Source organism: Fibrobacter sp. UWB12, from assembly GCF_900142485.1.
GTDB lineage: Bacteria > Fibrobacterota > Fibrobacteria > Fibrobacterales > Fibrobacteraceae > Fibrobacter.
Genome location: NZ_FRAZ01000005.1, coordinates 223,447 through 246,724, shown reverse-complemented (window position 1 = coordinate 246,724; position 23,278 = coordinate 223,447). Strand labels below are relative to the sequence as shown.

Below are 23,278 nucleotides of genomic sequence, written 5' to 3'. Positions count from 1 at the left end.
TTCTCCGATAGGGGAGAATCCATAAGCTTACTCTTTAACAAAATTGTGCGGTATAAGTCTAACTCCAACGGGATTTAGCTTTGAGTGTCCGCGTACATTCGTCGGTAAATTGAGCCCGTAACCCGTTGCCTTGAGGCGTTCTTCCTTGATTCCCTTGCCCACAAGGAAATCGTAGATAACTGTTGCTCGAGCATCGGAAAGCGATTGCGGAACCATTGCTTCGCCTTGCTTTACACTGCATTGAATTTCAAGAGCAATGCGCTTGTTGTGGCGCATAATCGAAACAACATCACTAAAGGCCGTATACGATGAATTGAGCGGTTTGTCTGTTCCCTTGTGGAATTGAATACGCCTTGCAATTTTATCGAGGTTTTGCTTTTCACGGATAGGGCATCCGTTCATGTCTACTTCGGTTCCATCAAGCGTGTTGGGGCAGTTATCGAGGTAATCGAAAATACCATCTCTGTCAGAATCGATTGGGCAACCTTCATTATCTACCGGCGCATTTTCGGGAGTGTCTGGGCACTTGTCATCTTCGTTATAAACGCCATCATGGTCGAAATCTAGCCGACAACCAAGGCTATCGACCTTTGTTCCCTTTTCTGTGTTTTCGCATCGATCTCTATAGTCCGGCACACCATCTTCATCGGAGTCAATGGGGCAACCATACATATTCACTATTTCTTTTTCAAAACTGTTCGGGCACTTGTCCCATTCGTCGGGAACACCGTCTTTGTCACGATCCAAGAAACAACCATACTTGTTCACTTGGAGCCCGGCCGGAGTGTTGGGGCAAGAATCGAGTGCGTTCGGAATACCGTCTTCGTCTGTATCAAGGATACATCCAAATTCATTGATTTCATCGTTTGGATTCGAGTGCGGGCATTTATCCAGTTCATTCGGAACACCGTCATTATCGTTGTCGCGAATACAACCAAATTCATCGACCGGATATCCTTGCTTTGTTTCTGGGCAGTTATCCTTGTAGTCCGGTACGCCATCGCCATCGTTGTCGAACGGGCAACCATTATCATCGATAAGTACTTCGGCTGGTGTGTCAGGGCACTGGTCCAAATCATCGGCAATGCCATCATTGTCTTGGTCCGGCGCGCAGCGGTATTTTCTTTCTTTTAATGACAGGCCAGACTTGGGGCAGGCTTCCATACGTTGCTTGTAATCCTCAATCCTGCCACTGAGGTCGAAAGTTCGGCTAAACTTGATGGACGCTGCAATTGGAGGGCTTCCAGGAACCGTGTAAGAATAATGATGTCCTTTATTTTTAACAGTGATGGCGTGTCCACGCCCAATCTTGCGCTTTCTAAAAAGGTCCATGCCAAGGTCTGCGTTAATGGAAAGCGTTGTGAACTTAGGCAACCTCACTTTTAAACCTGGAGAAAACCTCAATTGATCGTTCATGAATCCGCGCAAAATATCCTTGGAGCGAATCCGTGTTTCTCCAGACATTTCCAAAACAAGCGAAACCCATTCGTAGGGGAAAAGGTTAAATCCTGTACCCCAGATAAAAATGTTTTCTCCGTGTTCGAGATTCCTCAAAACCCCTGCGTAGTTGTTCCAGTTGAGGTTCCTGTGAATGTTCATGGTTAAATAAAGCGTTCCGGCAATGGAGTAATCTGCCGATGAATAAGAATGCGTGAGGTCGTCTTTATGGATGTACCAGATGTGCCTCGGGCGAAGTCCTTTCTCGTTTGTTCCGGTCGGAAGGAAAAATTCAATCGCAGCCGCGATATTAAAAAGGTCTCTTAAAGACTGATTCGGAAGTTGAGCCTTGACCATGAGTCCGAGGTCGCCAAAACCCAATCCCTTGAGTCTCGTTCCACCGGCATCTCCGTCGTAATGGACATTCACATTGAGTCCAGCTTCTAGATAATCAAGTATACCGTAACCGATGTAGCCCAAAACCGTATTTGAAGGGGACTTGGTAAGTTGCTTTCGATTGCCGTTTTCATCGACAATATAACCTTCGATACTGGCGGGCTTGTTACTGCTCGCCATTTCGAATCCACCCATGATAAACAAGTCTCCCGGACTCAAAGTTCTTGCTCCGGGAACATGGATTCCGCTATTATTTATCGAAAATCCGGATTGCGCGAATAGAAAAACTGCGCTAAAGAGAAGTGTTAATAGAAAATGTTTCATTTTTCATAAAGAATTTAGACATTTTTTTTGATTAACTGTTTGCATTTACAAATTTATGTATATATTTCACTTCCGAAGTGAGAAACAAGAACTCCGCAAACAAATTGCCATCATGGCATCGTAAATCGCAAACGGCTTACAAGGTCAACAGGGTGATCATTATCCTGCAAATTGTAACGGCTCTTGCGATGTGTGGAGTTATTCTTTACGGTATGAACAGATTGATGCAATAAACTGGAGGAAAGCTTATATGAGCATAGCATACTATTGTGGTCGTCGTCCTAAGAATGATGCATTCGATGATACACCTGATCCATCTTACTTGGGCGAAGAAGACGATCTGATCAAGGAAGAAGAAGAACCGCAAGAAGAAGAAGTTGACGAAGAAGTTGATTTTGACAAGCCATCCTTTGGCCGTAACCCCATTTGGTCTGACTACGGCGAGGACATGGATTTCGACCAGTGATATGGTCGAATACAATTCTTAGACTCGGCTTCGCACTCTTTTTGATAATGTTAACCGCCTGCGCCTCCAAGCAGGCGAAAGTTGCCGCGTCTTCGCAGGGGAGGCCTATTCCTTCGGAAAAGGTCTCTATTGATGTACCCGGAACAAATCCCGGCAAAGAAATTGTCGGGGATTCTACAAGGCCTTCATGGGTCTATTATCAATATGGCCTTCAAGCTATTGATAACCACGAATGGGCTGTTTCAAAGCATTACCTCGAAGAATCGCTCCGGTTGCTTGTGACCGAAAAATACGACCCTGCCAAGAGCCGTCTAACGCGTTCTGAAGATTCTATTTATAAAATGCAGATGCCCGTGCGAATCGTACAGGCATTAGAAGATGTTTACCCGAACCTTTCGGAACAAGAAGGGGATGATTCGACTTATGTCGATAGCCTTTCGATTGACGGTGTAGATGCCTACGATGAAAATGCAGCAGACAGCGCGTCGATCCGCGTAATTGAAAACTTCCTGGATACAGTCGATGCTGGGCGTTTTTCGCTCCCCATTCGCTTTAACGAGCGCGTTATGCAGGAAATCTATTACATGACAACGACCGCTCGAGGCTTTATTACGAGGTCACTCACCCGTAAAACTGCTTATGATTCGTTGATTTATACAAAGCTTGCGCAAAAACGCATGCCTCGCGACCTTATTTATTTGGCATTGGTGGAATCCGGCTTTAATGTCAAGGCTTATAGCCGTGCAAAAGCGGCTGGCATGTGGCAATTTATTCCCGAAACCGGAATCCGTTACGGTTTGGAAGTCGATTTTTGGGTCGACATGCGCCGCAATCCCGAAGTCGCAACCGACGCAGCCTTGAGTTACCTCTCAACTTTGTATGCTGAATTTGGCGATTGGCTTTTGTCCATGGCCGCTTACAACTGCGGTGAAGGCAGAATCCGCCGATTGATCAGGGAAAAGAAGGCCGATTCTACGTGGGGTGATCGTCCGGTAACATACTGGGACTTGCAACTTCCGCAAGAAACCATGCATTATGTACCGCGAATCCTTGCCGCAATGGTTATCGGTCACTTCCCGGACCACTACGATGTCGCAATAGAAAAGCGTCATTTACCGGCATACGATACCGTGACGGTCTATGATTCGTTCTCGCTCGATGAAATTGCAAAATTCCTGAAAGTCCCCGAAGATACGCTCCGCACGTTGAACATGGAACTCACCATGTGGTGTACGCCTCCTAACCGCGATGCCTATTTACTCCGCTTGCCGTATGGAACGCGTGCCTCGTTTGTCCAGAACTACGACCGCATGGAAAAGAATGGTTTTTCGAGTTGGAAACAGCACAAAGTCCGTAAAGGCGAATCTATCGGCAATATAGCCCAACAATACGGTGTCCGCGTCGCAGAAATTCAACGTGCAAACGATATGAAGAAGAACGCGAAACTTAAAGTGGGCCGTACCCTATTAATTCCGGTGAAAGTCGCTCCGCGCCGTTCGACAGGCAAAAAGCCTTCAAAAGTCCGTACTTACGTCGTTCAACTAGGCGATAATTTGGGCTCGATTTCACGTCGTTTTGGTGTTTCTCAGGAATCCTTACGCGTTTGGAACAACATTGAGCCTGGGTATAACGTTAAAAAAGGTGATACCATTTACGTTTCTAAACCGGATCTTAAGCCGAGTAGCTTTGTACAACAGCGTGTAGCCCTCAAGAAAGGTGAAAAATATGTTGTCAAGGCTGGCGATACCTATGCGCTTATTGCGAAGCAGTACAAAGTTCCAGTATTCCTCTTGTTACAGGCAAATAGTGGCTTTACCAAGCGCCTTACCATCGGTGATTCTCTTTCTATTCCTGCTTATGTCCGTCCGCCTCGCAAAATGTCCAAGGCTGTCGATGACGATGTTCCTGTTATAGAAACTTCTAAGGTTACCGAACCCACCGATTCCAAGAAGTCCAACAAAAATTCTAAAAAGACCCCAGAGCCGACGGCCAAAAACTCCAAAAGTCAACCCGTCAGCACGACGATAATTTATACGGTCGAATCTGGTGATAACCTGTATGCAATCGCGAGAAAGTATTCCACGACGGTTGCTGCCATCCGCGAAATGAATGATATGGGCAGTTCTTCGAACATCAAGGTTGGGCAAAAGCTCAAGATTCCGGGCTCCGCAGCTCCGGCTCCGAGCACTCCCAAAATCGAAGAAATTACTCATGTTGTCAAGAAAGGCGAGGGTCTTTGGGATATTTCGCGCCAGTACGGCGTGACTATCGAAGATATTGTCAAGTGGAATGGGCTTAAAGACACGAAAATTAAGATTAACGAGAAACTAAAAATCAAAACAACAAAGAAAAACAAGAAGTAAGCCCCAAATCTCGAAAAAAAAAGTGTAAAATCACGTTTTTTTTGTTATAAATCAAAAAAAATAGTGTAGTTTTAAGTTGGAAAATCAAAAAATCATTGGAGTATAATATGAAGAAGAAACTCTTGGCTCTCTGTGCTGCTGGTCTTATTTTTTCTTTGACCGGTTGTGAAGAAACCATGGACCCGAACGATCCTCAGTCTGTTCGCAGATATTTGACGAAAAAGCAGATTGGTTTTACGCCGAATCAGTTCGTCTCTTACGCAGTCAATAGCGATACCGCCAAGATGACTCTTTTCCTCCAGGCTTCTTTCGAAATTGACCAGCCGGCTGACAACGGCAACAACGCTGTTGCAATTGCAGCTAACAAGGGCAACATGATGGTGCTCAACTACTTGTTCGATCACGGAGCAAAGGCCAACGTCAATAACGGCAATGGTGAACCGGTTATCGACAACGCCGTCATGATGGGCAACAAGGAAGTTGTGAATCGTCTTTTGCAGCAACTCAAAAAAGAAAATGTTGACCCGCAGAACCTTGCTACGGCAGTGCTTATTGCAGCCAAGACGGGTAAGGCCGACATGCTCGAAGTTCTTGCAAACGCAGGCGCTCCGCTTGAAAACCGCAGCCCGGATGGTTACCTCCCGATTCATTGGGCAGTCAAGTCTGGTAACTACGATGCAATGATGTTCCTCATCAACAAGGGTGTTGATGTGAACGCTAAGTGCGGTCAGGGTTACTCCGTGCTCGACTGGGCTACGAACGAAGGCTACACTCGCCTCATCAAGGCTTTGAAGAAGAAGGGCGCAAAGAATACTCCAAAGTATAAGATTGACTCTCGTGGCAAATAAGCCAATCTTTTCAGCATGAATTTAGAGGACGGGTCTCAACCCCCGCCCTTTTTTGCATGTCATCCCGGCCTCAGTGCCGGAACCTTTTTTAACCTTGTCATGCCCGCCTCCGAGCGGGCATCTCCTTTTTTTTTGTGTGTAAATTACTATCTTATTCATCGGAAAAACAACAGGAGATTTTATGTCCGTTCAAGTGATGGTTAATGGTATTCCGGGCAGCATGGGCCGTATTGTGGCTGAAACATGCGTAGCTCGTGGTTTGGAACTTGTCCCGTATTCTTTGACGGGTGAAATTATTGTCGAAAATGAAGCCGAAGTTGCAGGCAAGACGATTCAGCTCTTGAAACCGAGCAACCGCGAAGCACGCATTGGCGAAGTGCTTGCCAAGTATCCGAACATGATTTGCATTGACTACACGCACCCGAGCGCCGTGAACGATAACGCAGCCTTCTACGTGAAGCACAAGATTCCGTTTGTGATGGGCACAACCGGCGGTGACCGCGAAGCTCTCGCAAAACTCGTTGCCGATGCTAACCACCCGAGCGTGATTGCACCGAACATGGCTAAGCAGATTGTCGCATTCCAGATGATGATTGAATATCTTGCCAAGGAATTCCCGACTGCATTTAATGGCTACAAGCTCTCTGTTGTCGAAAGCCACCAGAAAACCAAGGCTGATACAAGCGGAACCGCTCGTGCTGTCGTCGGTACGTTCCAGAAGATGGGCTTCAAGTTCACCGAAGACGATATCGAAAAAGTCCGCGTCGAGAAGGAACAAATGGAACGCATGCATGTGCCCGAAGAATACCTTGGTGGCCATGCATTCCACACCTATAGCCTCGATAGCGAAGATGGCACCGTGCATTTTGAATTCCAGCACAACGTATGTGGCCGTAAGATTTACGCCGAAGGTACGGTCGATGCAGTGAACTTCCTTGCTTGCCACATTGCAAACGGCACTGCAAAGCCGTTCAACATGATGGACGTGCTCCGCTCTGGAAAAATGAGATAAATGCGTTCGTACATCCTTCGTCGTTTGCTGCTAATGATCCCGACATTAATCGGGATTTCATTAGTATGCTTTATCTTGATTCAGCTCTTGCCGGGTGGACCTGTGGAAGAGTTGATTTCTCGTGCGCAGCAAGCAGCTTCGATGAAGGGTGGGGTAGACGCATCCAAGGCGCTTTCGCCCGACCAAATTGCACAAATCCAGGCGTATTTCGGTTTTGACCAGCCCGCCTGGAAACGTTACCTGACTTGGCTTTGGAACGTATTGCACTTGAATCTCGGGGAAAGCTACACGTACGGGCTCCCGGTCTGGGACGTGATTGTAAGCCGTTTCCCGATTTCACTTTTCTTTGGTGTGACATCGTTTTTCTTGAGCTACCTTATTTGTATTCCACTTGGGCTCTGGAAGGCCGTGCATCATGGAAGCAAGCTTGATTCATTTACGAGCGGTCTTATTTTCTCGGGCTACGTGATGCCGGGTTATGCACTTGGCATTTTGCTCATCATCTTCTTGGCGGGCGGTTCCTATCTGGACATTTTCCCGCTGGGTGGGCTCACGAGCGATGACTTCGAGGATTTCACGTTCTTCGGGAAGGTCTTTGACTTGGCGCAACATTTGGCGCTCCCGATTTTCTGCTACATGATTAGCGAATTTGCGTTCCTCACGTTCCTCATGAAGAATTCCGCACTCGAGGAACTGGGCCGAGATTACATGCGAACTGCTTTGGCAAAAGGCTTGAGCTTTAAGCAAGCACTTGTTCGCCATGCCCTCCGCAATGCGCTTATCCCGATTGCAACGCGCCTTTCTGAAATTTGTACACTCATGTTTGCAGGTGCGCTCCTCATCGAAAAGGTCTTTGATATCGATGGTATGGGGCTCTTGTATTACAATTCGATGGTCAATCGCGATTATAACGTGGTGATGGGGATTATCTTCCTCAGTAGCCTTATGGCTATGATAGGTCGACTCTTTAGCGATATACTTTATACGCTAGTCGATCCGAGAATCAAGTTCTCGTAAATGAATCTTATTACTTCAAAATTGATGTAATAAACAATTTCAACATAATATTTCAAAACAGCGGTTAAGTGAAACAGCCGCAAGGCGTATTTAATCCAGATTAGCAACTTACTGTCGCCTTTTGGACGTTGAGGTTCCTCTAGCGCTACTAATTTTTGTTCGTTTTTGACACGATGTAACATCCTAATGGTGTTATATTTTATGATATGACGTGGCAACGATTTGCAAAGGATAGGACTGGTTGTATAGTGGATGTGTACAATGTCTCTGACGCATATGTACAAGAACATGGAAACGACTCATTTACCTGCCTTGAATGTGGCAATTCGATGTTGACTAAGCGAGGTAAGATCAAAGAATGGCATTTCGCGCATGTCGGCGGCAAGAATGTAGTCTGTTCCTATGAGTCATACTTACACAAGTTGGGTATAATCAAGTTCATAGAGGCATATAAGGCGCGGCTGGACGCAAATGAACCATTCCTTCTTGAAGTTGCAACGGGACAAACCTGTTTTCGCGGATATTGTCCTTATGGTAGAAAGAAACCATGCGGACGTGTCGATGGGTATGAAATGGTTTCGCTGTTGCCTTACTTTAGACATATCGAAACTGAGGTCCGAGATGCGGAGTTCATACCTGATATTTTGATAACAGATGATAATGGTCATAAAATTTATATAGAAATAGTTGTCAGTCATTTCTCGGAACCTCGCAAGATTGCTTCGGGTATCCCCATAGTCGAAATTGAACTAAAATCAGAAGCAGATTTAGACTTGTTCAACAATGGATTGTTGACTCAACGAAACGAGTTAGTGAGTATGTTCAATTTTGATCGTTTTATGTCTAAGGTCAATTACCATTGTGAAACAGCTCTCCAAAAGGCGAAAGAGCAGTTTATCAACCATTATCGTGAATGTGTTCGTAAGGGAAATCCTTTGAATTTGAAGTATTCCTTTGATATTGTATGTAGTCGTGAGGATTGTCCATACATTGAAGGCCATTGTTGTGGATCAAGGGATCGTGGCGAGTATGATATTGCAAAATTTTGTAGGGAAATTCCATCTGATAACCTTTCAGGAACAGTCTTGCCTGATTTTTATCTTGAAACCAAAAAGGAAGGCGAAAAAATTCGTTTTAATTTTTCTTACAAGCTATTTTCGAATGCAAACTCTTTCGGTGGAATGCGTACGGTACAGTTTGCTCTAGACAATGAATTTCAATCGAAGCCGTGGATGTCTACAAATATATGGGATGATGACAATGAAGTACGCTATTTTAACTTCATATCACATAAACAACGAAATTTATGTGAAGGAAGCTTACAGTACTTTGAACTCATTATTTTGGATAAGAATGGTGCTGCAAAGTGTCTAGGAATTGATCGAATAGACCAAATTCATCAAGTCATGTCACAAATTTGGAATAAGGTTGAAGATTACATTTTGGTCCCTAGCCTCAATGGGTCGAGAAGTCCTTCTTATGATGATAAATATCTAAAATCGCTTTTTGAGAAAAGCTGTAACGCATGTCTTCATTGCTTAGACAAGCGAATAACCGGTTCGCAAGAACATGTGCTGATTTGTAAGCTATATAAGCGAAGTTGCATGAACGAGGATGCTTTGGAATGTGAAACTTTTAAGCGTAATTTGAAGGTTCGGTATGGAAGGTTCAATGATTATTCATATAGCTATAAGTATAGGGGCAGTGAACACATACTTGAAGCGTGGCGACGGTATCGGCTAAAGAAGTGACAGCATTATCACCATCAAAGTTTTGTAGTAATGGTGCACCATGATAACGTATTTTCATTAGAAAGATAAATGCATTGACGATTTCCCTCGGTCGGAACGTTGCGCCGAAGTCCGTCGGAATTGCTGACAAGTGTGTTGCTCTTTGCATCGTTGTGTGCTCGGAACATCTAGTGTCACAAGAGGGTAAACCAGCCAGAAACGGCGAAATTAGCTCAAATTAGCCATATATGGGCCGTCTCCGCTGGGGACTCGGCCTCACCATCGGTACATCAAAAAAGCCGTCTGGAACGGGTCCAGATGGCTTCAAAATGCGTTCTATGTTGTTGACTTGTTCGACGTCGGTCGCGGAACTGGTTGTTGAAGATTCGGAACCGAAGTCTACGTCAGCACAGCTACTCCCACTCAATGGTTCCGGGCGGCTTGTGGGTCACGTCGTACCACAGGCTGCCAGCACCTTCGGCTTCGAACTTGCGCCAGAGACCTGCGAGCATGCCCTGGTCGATTTCAGCGAAGTTTGCCGTCATGGCTTCGGTGGAGTTCACCGGGCGCATCACGATGCAAGGCTTGTTAGCCGTGCGGAGCGGAACGAGTACGACCGGCATCTGCCAAATCTTTTCGTACAAGTCGTTTGCCTGCAAGAATTCGGTGCAGATGTTGTCGAACTTGCGGAGCGTATCGAAGTTTTCGCGGGTGGCGTACTGTTCAACAAGCTTCGGATCTTCGTCTGCCACGCTACCAATCTGGTAAATCACGCGGTTGATGGCCTTGAAACGGTTAGCAAGTTCGGTAGAGAACTTTTCGCAATCCTTCCAGCTTAAGCCCGGAGTCGTGATGAGGAACGGCTGTGCGTAAGTACGGCCGTCACCCTGGACGCCAACGCTCTTGATCGGGAGCATGCGGCCTGCAATGTTGTTTGCTTTGAGGTAGTCGGCGAGGGACTGGCCTGCGGTGTCCTTCACGTCTTCGAACTTTACCATGTCGCTTGTGAGCTTGCCTTCGCTGCAGAGCAAACGAACGCCGAGACCCGGACCCGGGAACGGGTGACGCCACACGAGGTTGTGCGGAATGCCGAGTTCTTCGCCGAGGGCGCGGACTTCATCCTTGTACAGGTCGGCGAGCGGTTCCAAGACGAGGCCCTTTTCCATGAGGTCCAAAACTTCTTGCACGCGGTTGTGGTGCGTCTTGATCTTGTCGGCGTTCTTGGTGCCACCGCTTTCAATGGTGTCAGGGTAGATGGTGCCCTGAGCCATCATCCATTCGTTCGGATCGAGGTTGAGCTTAGCCATTTCCTCGTCCTTGACCGTCAAGAATTCCTTACCGATGATGCCGCGCTTGGTTTCGGGAGCGGTTACGCCCTTGAGCTTTGCAAGGAAGTGTTCGCTAGCGTCGCGGATCTTGAGGTTATTCATACCTTCCTTCGTGAGGAAGTCCATAATCTTCTGGGATTCGCCGAGGCGCATCATGCCGTTATCCACGTGCAAGCCGAGAACCTTTTCCGGTCCGAGCACGCGGTTCAAGAGCACGAATGCCACGGTGGAGTCCACACCGCCAGACACGAGCAGGAACACCTTGCGGTCCTTGACCTGGTCCTTGATGCGCTGCGTGATGAGCGGCAAGTAGCTCTTCATGTTCCAAGTCTTCTTGGCGCCCGTAAAGTCGACGAAGTTTTCGAGAAGCTTCATGCCGAACTTACTGTGCGTGACTTCGGGGTGGAACTGGATGCCGAAAATCTGGCGTTCGGGCTTGTCGCTATCGAATGCGATGGCGGCGATTTCGCAGTCCTTGGTGCTTGCTACAATCTTGTAGCCTTCGGGGAGCTTCGTCACTTGGTCGCCATGGCTCATCCACATCGGGGATGCCTTCGGGAGACCCTTCAAAAGCGGGCACTTCTCGTCGCCGACGATGAGGTCTGCAATGCCGTATTCCTTGACCTTGCCCGGTTCCACGTGACCGCCCAACTGCTGGGCGATGAGCTGGTGACCGTAGCAGATGCCGAGCTTCGGCACCGGGAGGTTCAAAATTTCAGGATTGTATTCCGGAGCGTCAGCCGCATAAACGCTAGACGGACCGCCACTGTAAATGATGCCCTTCACGCCTTCGAGTTCAGAAACCGGGGCGGTGGGGGAGTGGATTTCGGTAAACACGCCAAGACGGCGTACACGGTTGGCAATCAAGTGAGCATACTGCCCACCAAAGTCCAAAACGGCAATAGTATCAACGTTTTTCATACATCTAAAAGATAGAAAAACCTTCAGAAATCTGAAGGTTTTTTAATACTCACTTTGAGGATTTGATAAGCAAATTATTTAAAATCCGCTTATGCTTCTACAGCGACATATTCGCCATCTGTATCTTCGTTTGCAGCGTCTTCGCGAGCTACGCCGGACATTCTTCTAGCAAGTTCAATGAGCGATTGCACACCAAAGCCTGTTGCACCGTATTCAGTGTACTTCCATGCCTTGTTCACAAATGCGGTACCTGCGATATCCCAGTGAGCCCAGGCGGTATCTTCGGGCACAAATTCCTGCAAGAAGAGTGCGGCCGCAATTGCGCCAGCGTCAGAACCAGTGTTTTTAAGGTCTGCAAAATGATCCTTCAACGCGTCAGCATATTCTTCTTCGAGCGGCATGCTCCAGAATTTTTCGCAGCAGGCTTCACCGCAGTTGATGACGTTCAATGCAAGGGCATCGTCATTGCTGAAGAATCCGGCAACAGCGTAACCGAGAGCGCGGACCATGGCTCCCGTAAGCGTAGCGAGATCCACAATGTGCGTTGCACCGATGATGCCTGCTTCTGCCAAACCGTCCGAGAGAACAAGGCGTCCTTCGGCATCCGTATTGTCGACCATGACCGTCTTACCGTTCTTAGCGGTAAAGATGTCACCCGGCAGCACGGATTTGTTGCCAATCGCATTTTCGGCGAGGCAGCACACGGCGCTTACCTTAATCGGGAGTTCTAATGTAGCAATAGCCTGGATAGCAGCGAGTACCGTTGCGGCTCCGCTCATGTCGCTAATCATCTCGGGCATGGATTTAGGCGGCTTGAGGCAGAGGCCTCCCGTGTCAAACGTGAGACCCTTGCCGACAAATACCAAGTGGTCAGCGGAGGTGCGCGCATTTTTCTTCGCAACATTCTTGGAGCCCTTGCTTCCATCGTAGCTGAGCGTAATCATGTACGGTTCGTGAGAGCTGCCTTTACCAACGGTCACAAGTCCCATGAAGCCTTCCTTTTCGAGCTGCTTCATGTTACGCACCTTGATAGAAAGACCCGGAGTGTATTTTGCAATAGTATTTGCGTTTTCGACAAATTCAGCAGGAGTAAGGTCACTGGAACTTGTGTTAATCAAATTCTTTGCAAGCACAATCGCTTTATTTTCAATAGCGACTTCGTCGGCAATCTTCTTGAATTCTGCGGCGTGTTCGCCTGCAACGAGTTCGAACGTGACCTGGAAGGCGTCTTTCTGCTTGCTCTTGTAGGCATCGAACTTGTAGTCGGCGTAGTGAAGCCCGTGCAAAATGCTCTTGAACTGTTCCGGTGCGGCGTCTGCAAGCATGATGGATACGACCGGAATCTGGCGCTTGCTAGCCTTCTTGGCGAGGCGGAATGCGGCCATGCGCAGGTGGTCGAGCGACGAAAGACCGCGTTCTTTGGCAGCATTCACAAAAAGGGTGGACTGTCCATCAATTTCCAAAAGTTCCAGGTCTTCGAACGGTCCGTCTTCCATACCGTTCAAAACAGACTCGACTTGTTTTTCAGCGTTTTCCGACAAAACGTTGGAAAACTGAACAGATTTTTTAACAAAAAAGAGGGCGCTTACATTAGCTTTGCCCGTAGCGGTTGATACAATATTCGTTTTCATATAGCGTAATCTAGTATTTTATGAATGGAACGCTTGTATTTTACATTGGTTTTTCAATTACAAAAATACTATAATATTACAATGATTACCATTGGAGGATCAATATGAATCTGAAGTACACTGGAATTTTGACTGCTTTGGCTGTATCTGCCGTGATGGCACAAAATGAAGCACCGGCCCCAGTTGCCGAAGTTGCTCCTGTACAGGCCGAACAAGTTGTTGAACAAACGGCCGCACAAGCTCCTGCTCCGGTCGAAGACAAGTTTACGCAAGCCGAAAAAGAACTCGCTCCCGAAAATCTATTTTCAGAACCCACTGCTGTTCGTGGTGCAGATGCAGCAAAGCCTGTTCAAAAAAAGACCACAAAGAAATTCGTTTACCGCCCGGTCTATTCTCCAGCTGAAATTGAACCGAACAACAATGCAGTAAAAACGATTTACGTTTCTGAAGTAGCCAGTCCAGACACCATTGATATGGATCAGCTCCGTGGTCGAATTCCTCTGAAGTTCACCTTTGGTATTCAAGGTTTCGTCGGTAGCGCATTCCTTTCTGGGGACAATGGTCGCTACGAATACGACCGTTATTCCGGCTTGGCATGGAGCGTAGGTGCATTCGCACTTTTCCCATTGGATGAATACAACATGGCATTCAAGACGGGTGTTTTGTTCGATCACGATAAGGTAAGCAACAGCTACAACGACACATACAACGAAACATTTGGCGAATACCGTACATCGTTTAATCAGTACCGTATTTCTGTTCCCTTGCTCCTTTCTTTGAAGAGTGCAAGCTCTAATTTCTTCTTTGACGTCGGTGTCCAACCGTCCTTCGCTGTTTCAGACAACTTCAAACTCAAGTCGTCGGATCAATCCTCCAGCAAGGCAGTAAACATCAAGGAAGATATGTTGGATAACGATTACCGTTCTGTAATCGACTGGTCCATTGTATTTGGTTTTGGTATCCGCGCCAATCGTTATATCGGTTTCGAAGCCCGCTTTATTTGGGGAATCAACAACCAGTATGATGACTATAACGCATGGCCTATCAACAACCTGTCTTCTAAAGCAGTCTCTGTTGGTGCAACCTTCTACGCATTTTAGTTAAAACATGATTCTTTCTATTGTGGCCATCGTCGTAGGCCTTATTCTCCTGGTCTGGAGTGCAGACCGGTTTGTTGATGGGGCTGTCGGCGTGGCCCAATTTTTTGGCATGAGCACATTCCTTATCGGAATGTTGATTGTGGGATTTGGAACATCCGCACCGGAGATGGTCGTTTCCGTTTTGTCGGCTTTGAACAACACTCCGCAACTTGCTCTTGGAAACGCTTACGGTTCCAACATTGCAAATATCGCACTAATCCTTGGCGTCACAGCGTTGATTATTCCTGTCGTCGTCAAGAAAGAGGCGATGACTCGAGATATCCCAATACTCATCGCGGTGACGGCGCTAACCATCTTGTTACTGAAGGATGGAAACGTTTCGCTTATCGATGGTGCCATCCTTTTAATTGTATTTGCAGGCATTACCGCATTTAACATTTTTACGGAACTACACGCCAAGCATAAGCGTAAAAAAGATGAACCTATTGAGGCCCCGGCAGAGAAAGTTTCAATAATCAAATCTTTTGCTTTGTTGCTCGTTGGACTTGTACTTTTGATAGTAAGTTCAAGAATGTTGGTGTGGGGAGCCATAAACGTTGCTCAAGCTCTTGGCGTAAGCGATTTGCTGATTGGGCTTACAATTGTTGCTGTGGGAACCTCCCTCCCTGAACTAGCAAGCTCGATTGCTGCAGCACGCAAAGGCGAGAACGACCTTGCCGTCGGAAATGTCATTGGTTCGAATTTGTTCAACACGCTTGTCGTAGTCGGTATCGCCGCAGTCATTACTCCGATTAAGGCTATGGATGCAGACGTTTTGAGCCGTGATTTACCGATTATGTCGGCACTCACGCTTTTGCTTGCCCTGATTTGCTTCCCGTTTTTCAAGAGCAAACGCGCAAAAGCTGCGCGCAAGAAGAATGAACAGTTCGGCTTTGGACGAATTGGTGGTGCGCTATTCTTGAGCTTGTATGTCGCGTATCTTGTGCTACTTGGAATTCAGACGGTTTAATCATTAAACGTCATTCTGGAGGCACGGAGTGCCGATAGAAACCATTATTTCTTGTATATACGTTTGGAACGAAGAATCCTGTCGTTTCTTGATTTGCATAAGCTAGATTTGACTGGATCCTTCCGCCGTTGGCGTCAGGATGACGAGAGCGTTTAATTCCTAACTCCGAATTCCGTATTCCTAATTCCCAAACGTCCAGACGATGCCGTAAGCGAAGCGAAGACCTTCAGGCGTGTAGCCGGATTCAGGCGCGTAAATGCTGTGGTTGAAGTTCTCGATGCGGTTATACAGTTCAAACGAGAGAATCTGCATACGCGCTTCGAAATCCATCGCTAGATATTTCTTGAGAGAGACGAGCTCCGGCTCGCCTTTTTCGTTAATGGTGCAGTCATAGCGATTGTTAAACCACTGGAAATCGACACGGACACTCACGCCAAGCCTATCCCTGACAAATCGGTTCTGCCAATGGATGCTGCCCTTATAATAAAGGGACGGTGTATCAATAAGTCTTGTTCGCGTGATTTTTTGACCGCGTTCAAAGTAGAATTTCCAGTTACCAAGGCGGAAGCCCACTTGCATTAACCAGTCAAGCGTATGTGCATGGTCCAGATTTTCGTAACGAAAAGCGGACTCAACGGAATCAGCAACTTTGGCATACGTTGTATCTCTCGTTTCCATTGTTTCGTAGTTCACGATATACGTTGAAGTTTCATACGTAGAGTCCAGACCTCCGTTTACAGCCCACCTGGGTTTAATCAAGTTATTGGCATGTTCGTAGCGGAGCCCAAGTCCATAAAAGACATCACGTTTTTTCCAAGAAATAGTCGCTGTTGCGCGGTCGCGAACTTCATATTTCAGATTTTCATTCGGGAAAGCGACACGGCCTGTTTCGGTAAGCCTGAGTTGTGTTACATCGGGGAACTTGTTATCGTGGCGGTACGATGCGTTCAGCAAAAGATCGTGGGGGAGGAGATATGTTCCGTCAAGTGAAAAAGCAGGTGCAAATTCTACCGTATCTAAAACAGAACTGTTGCGCTGCATGCCCGCCTGTGCGCGGAAAAGAACCTTTCCGAAAAGCGTATCCGAGACTTCGGCATAGCCTATTTCGCGGTCCTGGTAGTACGTCTGTTTAATCTCTTCATTGCCCGTTTCATCGGTATTTACAAATTCATATTCAAAACGGAGCCTCGGGTTCAAGAACATATTGTAGCGAATATCGAAGTTTCCGAGAATCGTTTCAAAATTGCGAACTTTACTCGTGTCAAAATAAGTCGTGTTGACGGTGCGCAGTCCAGTTTCACTATAGGTAGTATCTAATCGCTTCGTAATCTTCGGAAGATTGCGCATTTCGATTTCGTGATTGCCGTAATGAAATTCGGTACCAAGAGTCAAGTTCTTGATGGGGTAGAATTCAACACCGCCACCATAAGTGCGAGTTTCGATAATGATTCTGTAAGGGTCTGTTTGGAAATTTCGTACAGTCGGATCGAGCGTATCGAGCAAAACCTTATGTGTCGAATTGTCTGCATTGTCGAGACTTAAATAATTTATCTTAACAAACGCCTTTCCGTAACCGAAACGCCATGTAACAATCGGCTGAAGGTGCATGCTGTTCATTGCAATGTTTCGACCGCCAAACGGGATTTGCGTAGAGTCACGCCCCAAAGCAAAGTACGGAGAATGAGTCACCGGTTGGTACTCGTAGGACTTAGAAAGCAAATTCGAATGGCTTGATACGCCAAGATCAAGCGTAACCGAATCGGTAATAAGGCGGCGGAACTCAAGGCGAAGGGCGTTGCCTTCGAATGCACTACGTTCCCAATTTACATCGGTAATCGGCGTATCGACCGGAATACCATGGCGTTCTTCAAAGAGAATTCCATTTTCGCCATTGAGCGCAAGCGTCGATGCATCGTAGCTTAAACGGGTCGTGTAAATACCAGCAAGCTTGCTCGGATAGCGCTTGCTGAGCGTTCCTATACCAAGAGACCTTGCCGGGAGTTCCGGACTGCCAAGGATGGACGTCCCCAGCACCCATTCGGATTTTTGCCCCGAAACGTCGTATGTTCGTTGCATGACTTCACGCAAAGGGATTACCCAACGAGCGGCATCAGTTTCCCTGGGTGCCGGATCGGGTGCGTTTACCGTTTCAAAAACGGAATCTTGCGGGGTCGGAAGAACACTCTTCTTTGCATGGATAACATCAGCAAAAACGCTTGAAACAAGCGCTGACAAAACAGCAATTAAAAAAATTCCGCGATTCATTAGAACCATTCTGCACGCGATTTTTCGCGCCTTTCTCGAAGTGCCTGTACAACGGTGTATGGCATTTTCATGCAACCAGGGGGATAGGTTCCGCTTTCTGTATGGAAATCAGAACCGCCTGTACCCACAAGTCCAAACTTTTGGGCCATCTCTTTGTATTTACGGCCAACAGCACCTTTCTGTGCGGGGCTGTAGACTTCCATGCCCTGAATTCCCCATTCCACCATATTCTCGATGAACTGGTCACTGAGCCCCGACTTGTACGGGTGGGCGAGTACGGCAATGCCGCCAGCATTTTCGATCAAGCGAATCGTTTCTTGTGGGTTAAGTCCCTTCTTTTCGACGAATGCAATGCAGCCATCCCCAAGGTATTTCGTGAATGCTTCGGAGAAGTTCGAAATGTATTCCTCATCGACAAGAGACATGGCAATATGCGGACGACCGATGATTTTACCTTTGCAATACGAATGGACTTTTTCGAACGTGATGCCGATGCCTAGCGCGTTCAGCTTCTTGATAATCGCTTTTACACGGGCAATACGCTGCTTCGCAAAGTCTTCCAGTTCCATGTTCAGGGCGAGGTTCGTCGGGTCGCAGAAGTATCCCAAAATATGGATGTCCTTGCCCTGCCATACCGCAGAAATTTCAATTCCCGGAATGATTTCGAGCCCTATTTCCTTGGCGGGTTCTTCGGCAAGTTTATAGCTATCGAGGTTATCGTGATCCGTGATAGAAATGCAGCGAAGTCCTTTGCGCTTGCAAAGCATCAACAGTTCGTCGACCGAGAGAGTCCCGTCCGAAAGCTTGGTATGCATGTGCAAGTCGGCATAGCCGCCATTTTCAGTGATGATTGTCGAAAACATCTTTTGCATGGCTAGTCCTCGTTATCCTTTGAAAAATAGCGAGCCATCATCCTTGCAGGCGAAATTGTCTTGAGCGTACGCAAACTGATGTTTAAGAATGGATATTCACGAATGCAATCGAATCCAACGCGAAGATTAGCACCACTTACTAAAGCGAGGTATAAAAATTGCGGTTTGTAAGGACCTAAATAGACACAAGCATGGGGAGCAAAAGTCTTTATTTGATATTCGAGTTTTTCAAAAATAGACTCCCCATAACGGCAACCTTTATCGGTATAGTAAGAGGCAATAGCTTTTTTCTTTGCTAAAAGGATTTCTAAATCGCCGTGGGCAATAAACAAAATGGATTGGAAACTTACTTCAGGAAGTTCGTCCAAAATGACCTTTGCGATTTTTTTGTCCTCTGGCAAAAAGAACACAGTTTTTTCGTGCTCTTGCAATGACTTTGGAAACGAAAATGCCTTTGTATTCTTGACTGGCCCCGCCTTACGCAAAAACCAACGATACAGTAATGGCTTACAAAGAAAGCGCATTGCGAAATATCGCTTGTCGTCGGCAAAGTACTGCGAAGAAAACAAAGAGGCTCCTATTTTTTATTTCGAAAAAAATATATAAATTTGCGCCATGCCTAAACAGAAGTTCTATGCAATAAAAAGCGAAAATGAAAAGAAAATCGTAACCACGTGGACCGAATGTGAAAAACTGACCCACGGGGTTAAAGGTGTTTTGTTCAAATCCTTCGGTTCCCGCGAGGAGGCTCAGGCTTGGCTCGACGGAATGGAGGCCCCAGCGCCCGATGGGATTCGAGTATTTGTCGATGGTTCTTTTTCGCCAGGTTTTGGACCTGCCGGTTGGGCATTTGTTGTAACTGAAGACGACAAGGAACTTGCACGTGGTTCAGGAATTACTGCATTTGATGCAGAAAGCCGCAATATCGATGGGGAAGTGATGGCTTCGTTCCAAGCCATGAAATGGCTAGATGCGCACGACATGAACGGCGTCATTTGTCATGACTACGAAGGTATTGCACGCTGGGCAAAAGGTGAATGGCAAGCCAAGAGCAACATCGCCCAATTGTACGTAAAAGCGGCCAAGCCGTACTTGCACCGCATTCAGTTTGAAAAGGTCGCCGCCCATACCGGCGTCAAATGGAATGAACTTGTAGATAAACTTGCAAAAGAAGCAATCGCAAAAGCAAGGAAGGGTAAATAGGTTATAGGTTTTAGGGGATAGGTCTTAGCATAAGTATCATGCACTTCGTGCATCAAAATAAGGGAGGCGAAGCCTCGTTTTTCTTCCTAAAAACCTAATACCTAAAGCCTAATCCCTAATCTGCTTCGTGCTTGCTCATGCAGTGGAGGCTGCCGCCTTCTTCAATCACAGTGCGGCAATCAATGCCTATCACCTTGCGATCTGGGTATACGCTCTCGAAATACTTCTTGGCCTTAGCATCGTTCGGGCACTTGTATTTCGGGAAGATAAGTCCACCGTTCACGTAGATGTAGTTCATGTACGATGCCGGAAGAATTTGGCCGTCATCAAGCACGCGCTGCGGCGGGAGCGGGAGCGTATCGACCTTGGCGCTCTCGTAGTGGCTCTTGAGCCAACTTTCGATGAACTGCTTGGCTTCAGTCAAAATCGCATAGTTGGGGGAGCGCTTGTTGTCCGTCATGCACATGACAACTCGGTCTTTTTCGACAAAGCGAGCAACGTTATCGATGTGGCCGTCCGTGTGGTCTCCATGCAATCCGTGCGGGAGCACGAGCAATTCCTTGAGGCCGAAGGCCTTGCAAAGAGATTTCACGACCTTTTTCAAGTCCTTTTCGTCATTGCGGTTCTTGCCGACAAGGCAATCTTCGGTCGTAATTCCGAGACCGTCACCGTTGACTTCAATAGCGCCGCCTTCAAAGATGAACGGGACGCTTTCGTTGAGCGGGAGTTTTTGCTTTTCGGCAATCTTCTGCGGGATGGCGTTGTCGAGTCCCCATGGCGGGAACTTGGCGCCCCAAGCGTTAAATTGCGTTTCGGTGACGACTTTTTTGTTGCCCTTCTTCATAAAGAACGGACCATAGTCGCGAATCCAGATATCGTTCGTCTTGATGACGATGAAGTTCACCGGGAACGGGCGATTGGCGAGAGCCGCCTTTTCTTCGTCGGTCAAAAAGTTCTTGGCAGGGAGCAGAAGATTTACCGGCTGGAATTCCGTGATGTTACGGATAAGTTCTACATAAAACTTGCGGATGTTGATGCCGCGTTCACCATACCAGTTCGTCTTGTTGTGCGGGAAAGCAAGCCATGTGGCGCTCTGCTTTTCCCATTCCGCCGGGTAACGAATTGAATTTTTCGTCATGGAAAAAATCCTTTATATTAAATCTTTGGTCAATAGTCATTAGTCAATGGTCCTTAGTCTTATAATTGCAGCTTTGCTGCCTTTTTTTACTAATAGCTAATGACTAACGGCTAACAACTAATCAGCCCAAATCTTCAAAATGTCTTTGTACAAGTCCACGCGTCTGTCGCGGAAATGCGGCCACCAGCGGCGATTTTCTTCGGTTTCGGCAAGGTCGAGTTCGACATAGCTTGCACCCAAGAATTCCGGCTCGCACTTTTGCAAGATGTATCCATCCGGTGCAGCGACAAAACTTGTACCCCAGAACGTGAGGTGTCCTTCAACGCCCGAGCGGTTTGCAGCAATCACGAACGTGCGGTTTGCAATGGCATGGCCACGCATGACCGTCATCCAGCTATCTTGCTGACGCGGGTAGATTTCCTTCGGCTCGGAATCCATCCAACCAATAGCGGTCGGATAAATAAGCACATCAGCACCCTTCAAACTCATGATACGAGCTGCTTCGGGGAACCACTGGTCCCAGCAAATGAGCACGCCAAGCGTACCTGCGCTTGTCTTAATCGGTTCAAATCCGGTGTCGCCCGGAATAAAGTAATACTTTTCGTAAAAGGCCGGATCATCGGGAATGTGGCTCTTGCGGTAAAGCCCTGCAATGCTTCCGTCGCGTTCGAACACGAATGCCGAATTGTGATAGATGCCGCGAGCACGTTTTTCGAAGAACGGGAACACGACAACAGCGTTCAGTTCCTTGGCAATTTCTTGCCATTCTGCGACAATCGGGTGATCCTTTTCGATAGCAAGGTCAAAAAAGTCCGCGTTTTCCTCGAACGGAAAATACGGAGTGTGGAACAGCTCCGGAAGAACTAAAAGATCGATATCTTTACCCTTGAGCTTGAGGGCTTCGTCCTTGTACCACTTGTTGTTGGAATCAAAGTCCCCAGTCCATTTACCTTGCAATGTATATACTTTTATCTTTTTCATGTAAAACAATTTAGAAAAAACAAGCACTATCTGCAATTTTTTGTAAGAACATTGTTTTGTTTGCGTAAAATCACATTGATGATACGCTCGCGCGTTGTAAGTTTTCTATATTAACCCTTGAATTTTAAAACCCTTGAATTTTTTATAAAAGGATAAATAATGTCTCTTAAACTTATTTCTCGTGGTGCTGCTGCCGTGCTCCTTACTGCCGGCATTGCCTCTGCTCAGTTGGTGAATTCTAAGAGTCTCGACGTTATTCGCGTCGAAAAGACTGGTATTTCTGGTGGTAAGATTGATAGCCTTGCAACCATGCTCGGTCAGCAGCAGGCTCCGGGTCAGAAGTTGACCGACGAAATGATGACTCAACTTCGCTATGCGGTTGTTGACAATCTCGTGGGTCAGGAACTCATCAAGCTCGAAGCCAAGAAGATGGGTATTAAGGTCGCTCCGGCCAGAGTCGACAGCTTGACCAACCTCTTCAAGAAGCAGTTCCCGAGCGAAGACGCTTTCCAGAAAGAACTCAAGAAGTCTAACACGACGATGAAGCAGTTCAAGGAAAAGATTGAAGACCAGCTCAAGAGCGAAGAAATCCTCGTTAAGAAGGTTCCGTACCCGAAGGATCCGACCGAAAAGGATCTCGAAGCATTCTGGCAGCTCAACAAGTCCAAGGTTGCTATCAACGATACGATTAGCGGTGCTCGCATCTTTATCTCTACCAAGGGTAAGAGCGCTCAGGAAATCAACGACGCTAAGGACATGTTGAAGGGTCTTGCAGCACAGGTTCGCTCCAAGAAGGCAACATTTGCTCAGCTCGCTGCTATCTATAGCGATGACAAGGAAGCCAAGAAGACCGGTGGTATCATGAACAAGTTTATCGCCAAGTCCAAGGGTGCAAACTTCGCCAAGGCTGTCGGCAAGATCAAGGTTGGTGAAATTTCTGAAGTCATCACCGACAATGACGGCGTTTCTATCTTCATGCTTACCGAAAAGAACGATGGTAAGTTCGAAAGCTACAGACACCAGATTGACTACATCCTCCGCGTGCAGGCTGAACAGGAACGCCAGGCCAAGCTCAAGGCTTACCTCGACGAACTTGGCAAGACCTACAAGGTGCAGTACCTCGACAAGAAGTACGAACCGCCTCAGGCTATCGGCGCTGCTAAGTAATAGCACGAATTGTTTGTACGTGTCATTCTGAGCGAAGCGTAGCGAAGTCGAAGAACCCAGAGATCTTTTG

18 protein-coding genes are annotated in these 23,278 nt (G+C 47.0%); 10 read left to right on the top strand and 8 right to left on the bottom strand.

Annotated elements, in window-relative coordinates:
- Positions 1 to 27 precede the first annotated feature (27 nt).
- Positions 28 to 2,028 (bottom strand): thrombospondin type 3 repeat-containing protein, encoded by a 2,001-nt coding sequence (locus BUA34_RS09400; protein ID WP_254794409.1) that lies wholly within the window; start codon positions 2,026 to 2,028, stop codon positions 28 to 30.
- Between the two features lie 379 nt (positions 2,029 to 2,407).
- On the opposite strand from BUA34_RS09400, the gene BUA34_RS09395 reads away from it, so the two are divergent.
- The 6 genes from BUA34_RS09395 (at position 2,408) to BUA34_RS09370 (ending at position 9,614) form a co-directional block, all read left to right on the top strand.
- Entirely contained in the window at positions 2,408 to 2,623 is a 216-nt protein-coding gene (locus tag BUA34_RS09395) for a hypothetical protein (protein WP_072828708.1), read from the top strand.
- A gap of 47 nt (positions 2,624 to 2,670) precedes the next feature.
- Complete coding sequence (locus BUA34_RS09390; protein ID WP_254794408.1) at positions 2,671 to 4,986, top strand: LysM peptidoglycan-binding domain-containing protein; 2,316 nt, start codon at positions 2,671 to 2,673, stop codon at positions 4,984 to 4,986.
- A 107-nt stretch (positions 4,987 to 5,093) separates the two neighbouring features.
- Positions 5,094 to 5,834 carry an ankyrin repeat domain-containing protein gene (locus tag BUA34_RS09385; RefSeq protein WP_072828702.1) on the top strand — a complete coding sequence of 247 codons (741 nt, stop codon included), beginning with the start codon at positions 5,094 to 5,096 and terminating at the stop codon, positions 5,832 to 5,834.
- Between the two features lie 181 nt (positions 5,835 to 6,015).
- Positions 6,016 to 6,846, top strand: a complete 831-nt coding sequence (dapB, locus tag BUA34_RS09380; RefSeq protein ID WP_072828700.1) for a dihydrodipicolinate reductase — start codon at positions 6,016 to 6,018, stop codon at positions 6,844 to 6,846.
- Entirely contained in the window at positions 6,847 to 7,863 is a 1,017-nt protein-coding gene (locus BUA34_RS09375; RefSeq protein WP_072828697.1) for an ABC transporter permease subunit, read from the top strand.
- Positions 7,864 to 8,069: 206 nt separating this feature from the next.
- Positions 8,070 to 9,614, top strand: a complete 1,545-nt coding sequence (locus BUA34_RS09370; RefSeq protein ID WP_175545444.1) for a competence protein CoiA family protein — start codon at positions 8,070 to 8,072, stop codon at positions 9,612 to 9,614.
- Positions 9,615 to 10,006: 392 nt separating this feature from the next.
- On the opposite strand, the gene guaA is transcribed toward BUA34_RS09370, so the two are convergent.
- Together guaA and BUA34_RS09360 are read right to left on the bottom strand one after the other, a co-directional pair.
- Positions 10,007 to 11,842: a glutamine-hydrolyzing GMP synthase gene (guaA, locus tag BUA34_RS09365; RefSeq protein ID WP_072828692.1), complete on the bottom strand. Its 1,836-nt coding sequence runs from the start codon at positions 11,840 to 11,842 to the stop codon at positions 10,007 to 10,009.
- Positions 11,843 to 11,931: 89 nt separating this feature from the next.
- Positions 11,932 to 13,473: a leucyl aminopeptidase family protein gene (locus tag BUA34_RS09360; protein ID WP_072828690.1), complete on the bottom strand. Its 1,542-nt coding sequence runs from the start codon at positions 13,471 to 13,473 to the stop codon at positions 11,932 to 11,934.
- A gap of 104 nt (positions 13,474 to 13,577) precedes the next feature.
- Between BUA34_RS09360 and BUA34_RS09355 the strand changes: the two genes are divergently transcribed.
- Positions 13,578 to 14,573, top strand: a complete 996-nt coding sequence (locus tag BUA34_RS09355) for a porin family protein (RefSeq protein WP_072828688.1) — start codon at positions 13,578 to 13,580, stop codon at positions 14,571 to 14,573.
- 7 nt (positions 14,574 to 14,580) lie between these two features.
- Positions 14,581 to 15,582 (top strand): calcium/sodium antiporter, encoded by a 1,002-nt coding sequence (locus BUA34_RS09350; protein WP_072828686.1) that lies wholly within the window; start codon positions 14,581 to 14,583, stop codon positions 15,580 to 15,582.
- 180 nt (positions 15,583 to 15,762) lie between these two features.
- Here BUA34_RS09350 and BUA34_RS09345 read toward each other — a convergent pair whose 3' ends face one another.
- From BUA34_RS09345 to BUA34_RS09335, 3 genes are read right to left on the bottom strand one after another with little or no spacing between them, the layout of a single operon-like run.
- Entirely contained in the window at positions 15,763 to 17,847 is a 2,085-nt protein-coding gene (locus BUA34_RS09345; protein WP_254794407.1) for a hypothetical protein, read from the bottom strand.
- Positions 17,847 to 18,719, bottom strand: coding sequence for a PHP domain-containing protein (locus BUA34_RS09340; protein WP_072828682.1), 873 nt, complete (start codon positions 18,717 to 18,719; stop codon positions 17,847 to 17,849). Before BUA34_RS09340 ends, BUA34_RS09345 begins: the two co-directional genes overlap by 1 nt.
- Before the next feature lie 2 nt (positions 18,720 to 18,721).
- The gene (locus BUA34_RS09335; RefSeq protein ID WP_254794406.1) at positions 18,722 to 19,129 is read right to left on the bottom strand and encodes a hypothetical protein; all 408 of its coding nucleotides are present in this window, start codon (positions 19,127 to 19,129) and stop codon (positions 18,722 to 18,724) included.
- A 205-nt stretch (positions 19,130 to 19,334) separates the two neighbouring features.
- Between BUA34_RS09335 and BUA34_RS09330 the strand changes: the two genes are divergently transcribed.
- A complete protein-coding gene (locus tag BUA34_RS09330) occupies positions 19,335 to 19,922 on the top strand; it encodes a ribonuclease H1 domain-containing protein (RefSeq protein WP_072828680.1) in 588 nt (195 codons plus the stop codon).
- Positions 19,923 to 20,037: 115 nt separating this feature from the next.
- Here BUA34_RS09330 and BUA34_RS09325 read toward each other — a convergent pair whose 3' ends face one another.
- Both BUA34_RS09325 and BUA34_RS09320 read right to left on the bottom strand, forming a co-directional pair.
- On the bottom strand, positions 20,038 to 21,060 hold the full coding sequence (locus BUA34_RS09325) for an agmatine deiminase family protein (protein ID WP_072828674.1): 1,023 nt from the start codon (positions 21,058 to 21,060) through the stop codon (positions 20,038 to 20,040).
- Positions 21,061 to 21,177: 117 nt separating this feature from the next.
- Positions 21,178 to 22,041: a carbon-nitrogen hydrolase gene (locus BUA34_RS09320; protein ID WP_072828670.1), complete on the bottom strand. Its 864-nt coding sequence runs from the start codon at positions 22,039 to 22,041 to the stop codon at positions 21,178 to 21,180.
- Positions 22,042 to 22,200: 159 nt separating this feature from the next.
- Here BUA34_RS09320 and BUA34_RS09315 point away from each other — a divergent pair, with 159 nt between their 5' ends.
- Entirely contained in the window at positions 22,201 to 23,208 is a 1,008-nt protein-coding gene (locus tag BUA34_RS09315) for a peptidylprolyl isomerase (RefSeq protein ID WP_072828668.1), read from the top strand.
- Positions 23,209 to 23,278: the final 70 nt, after the last annotated feature.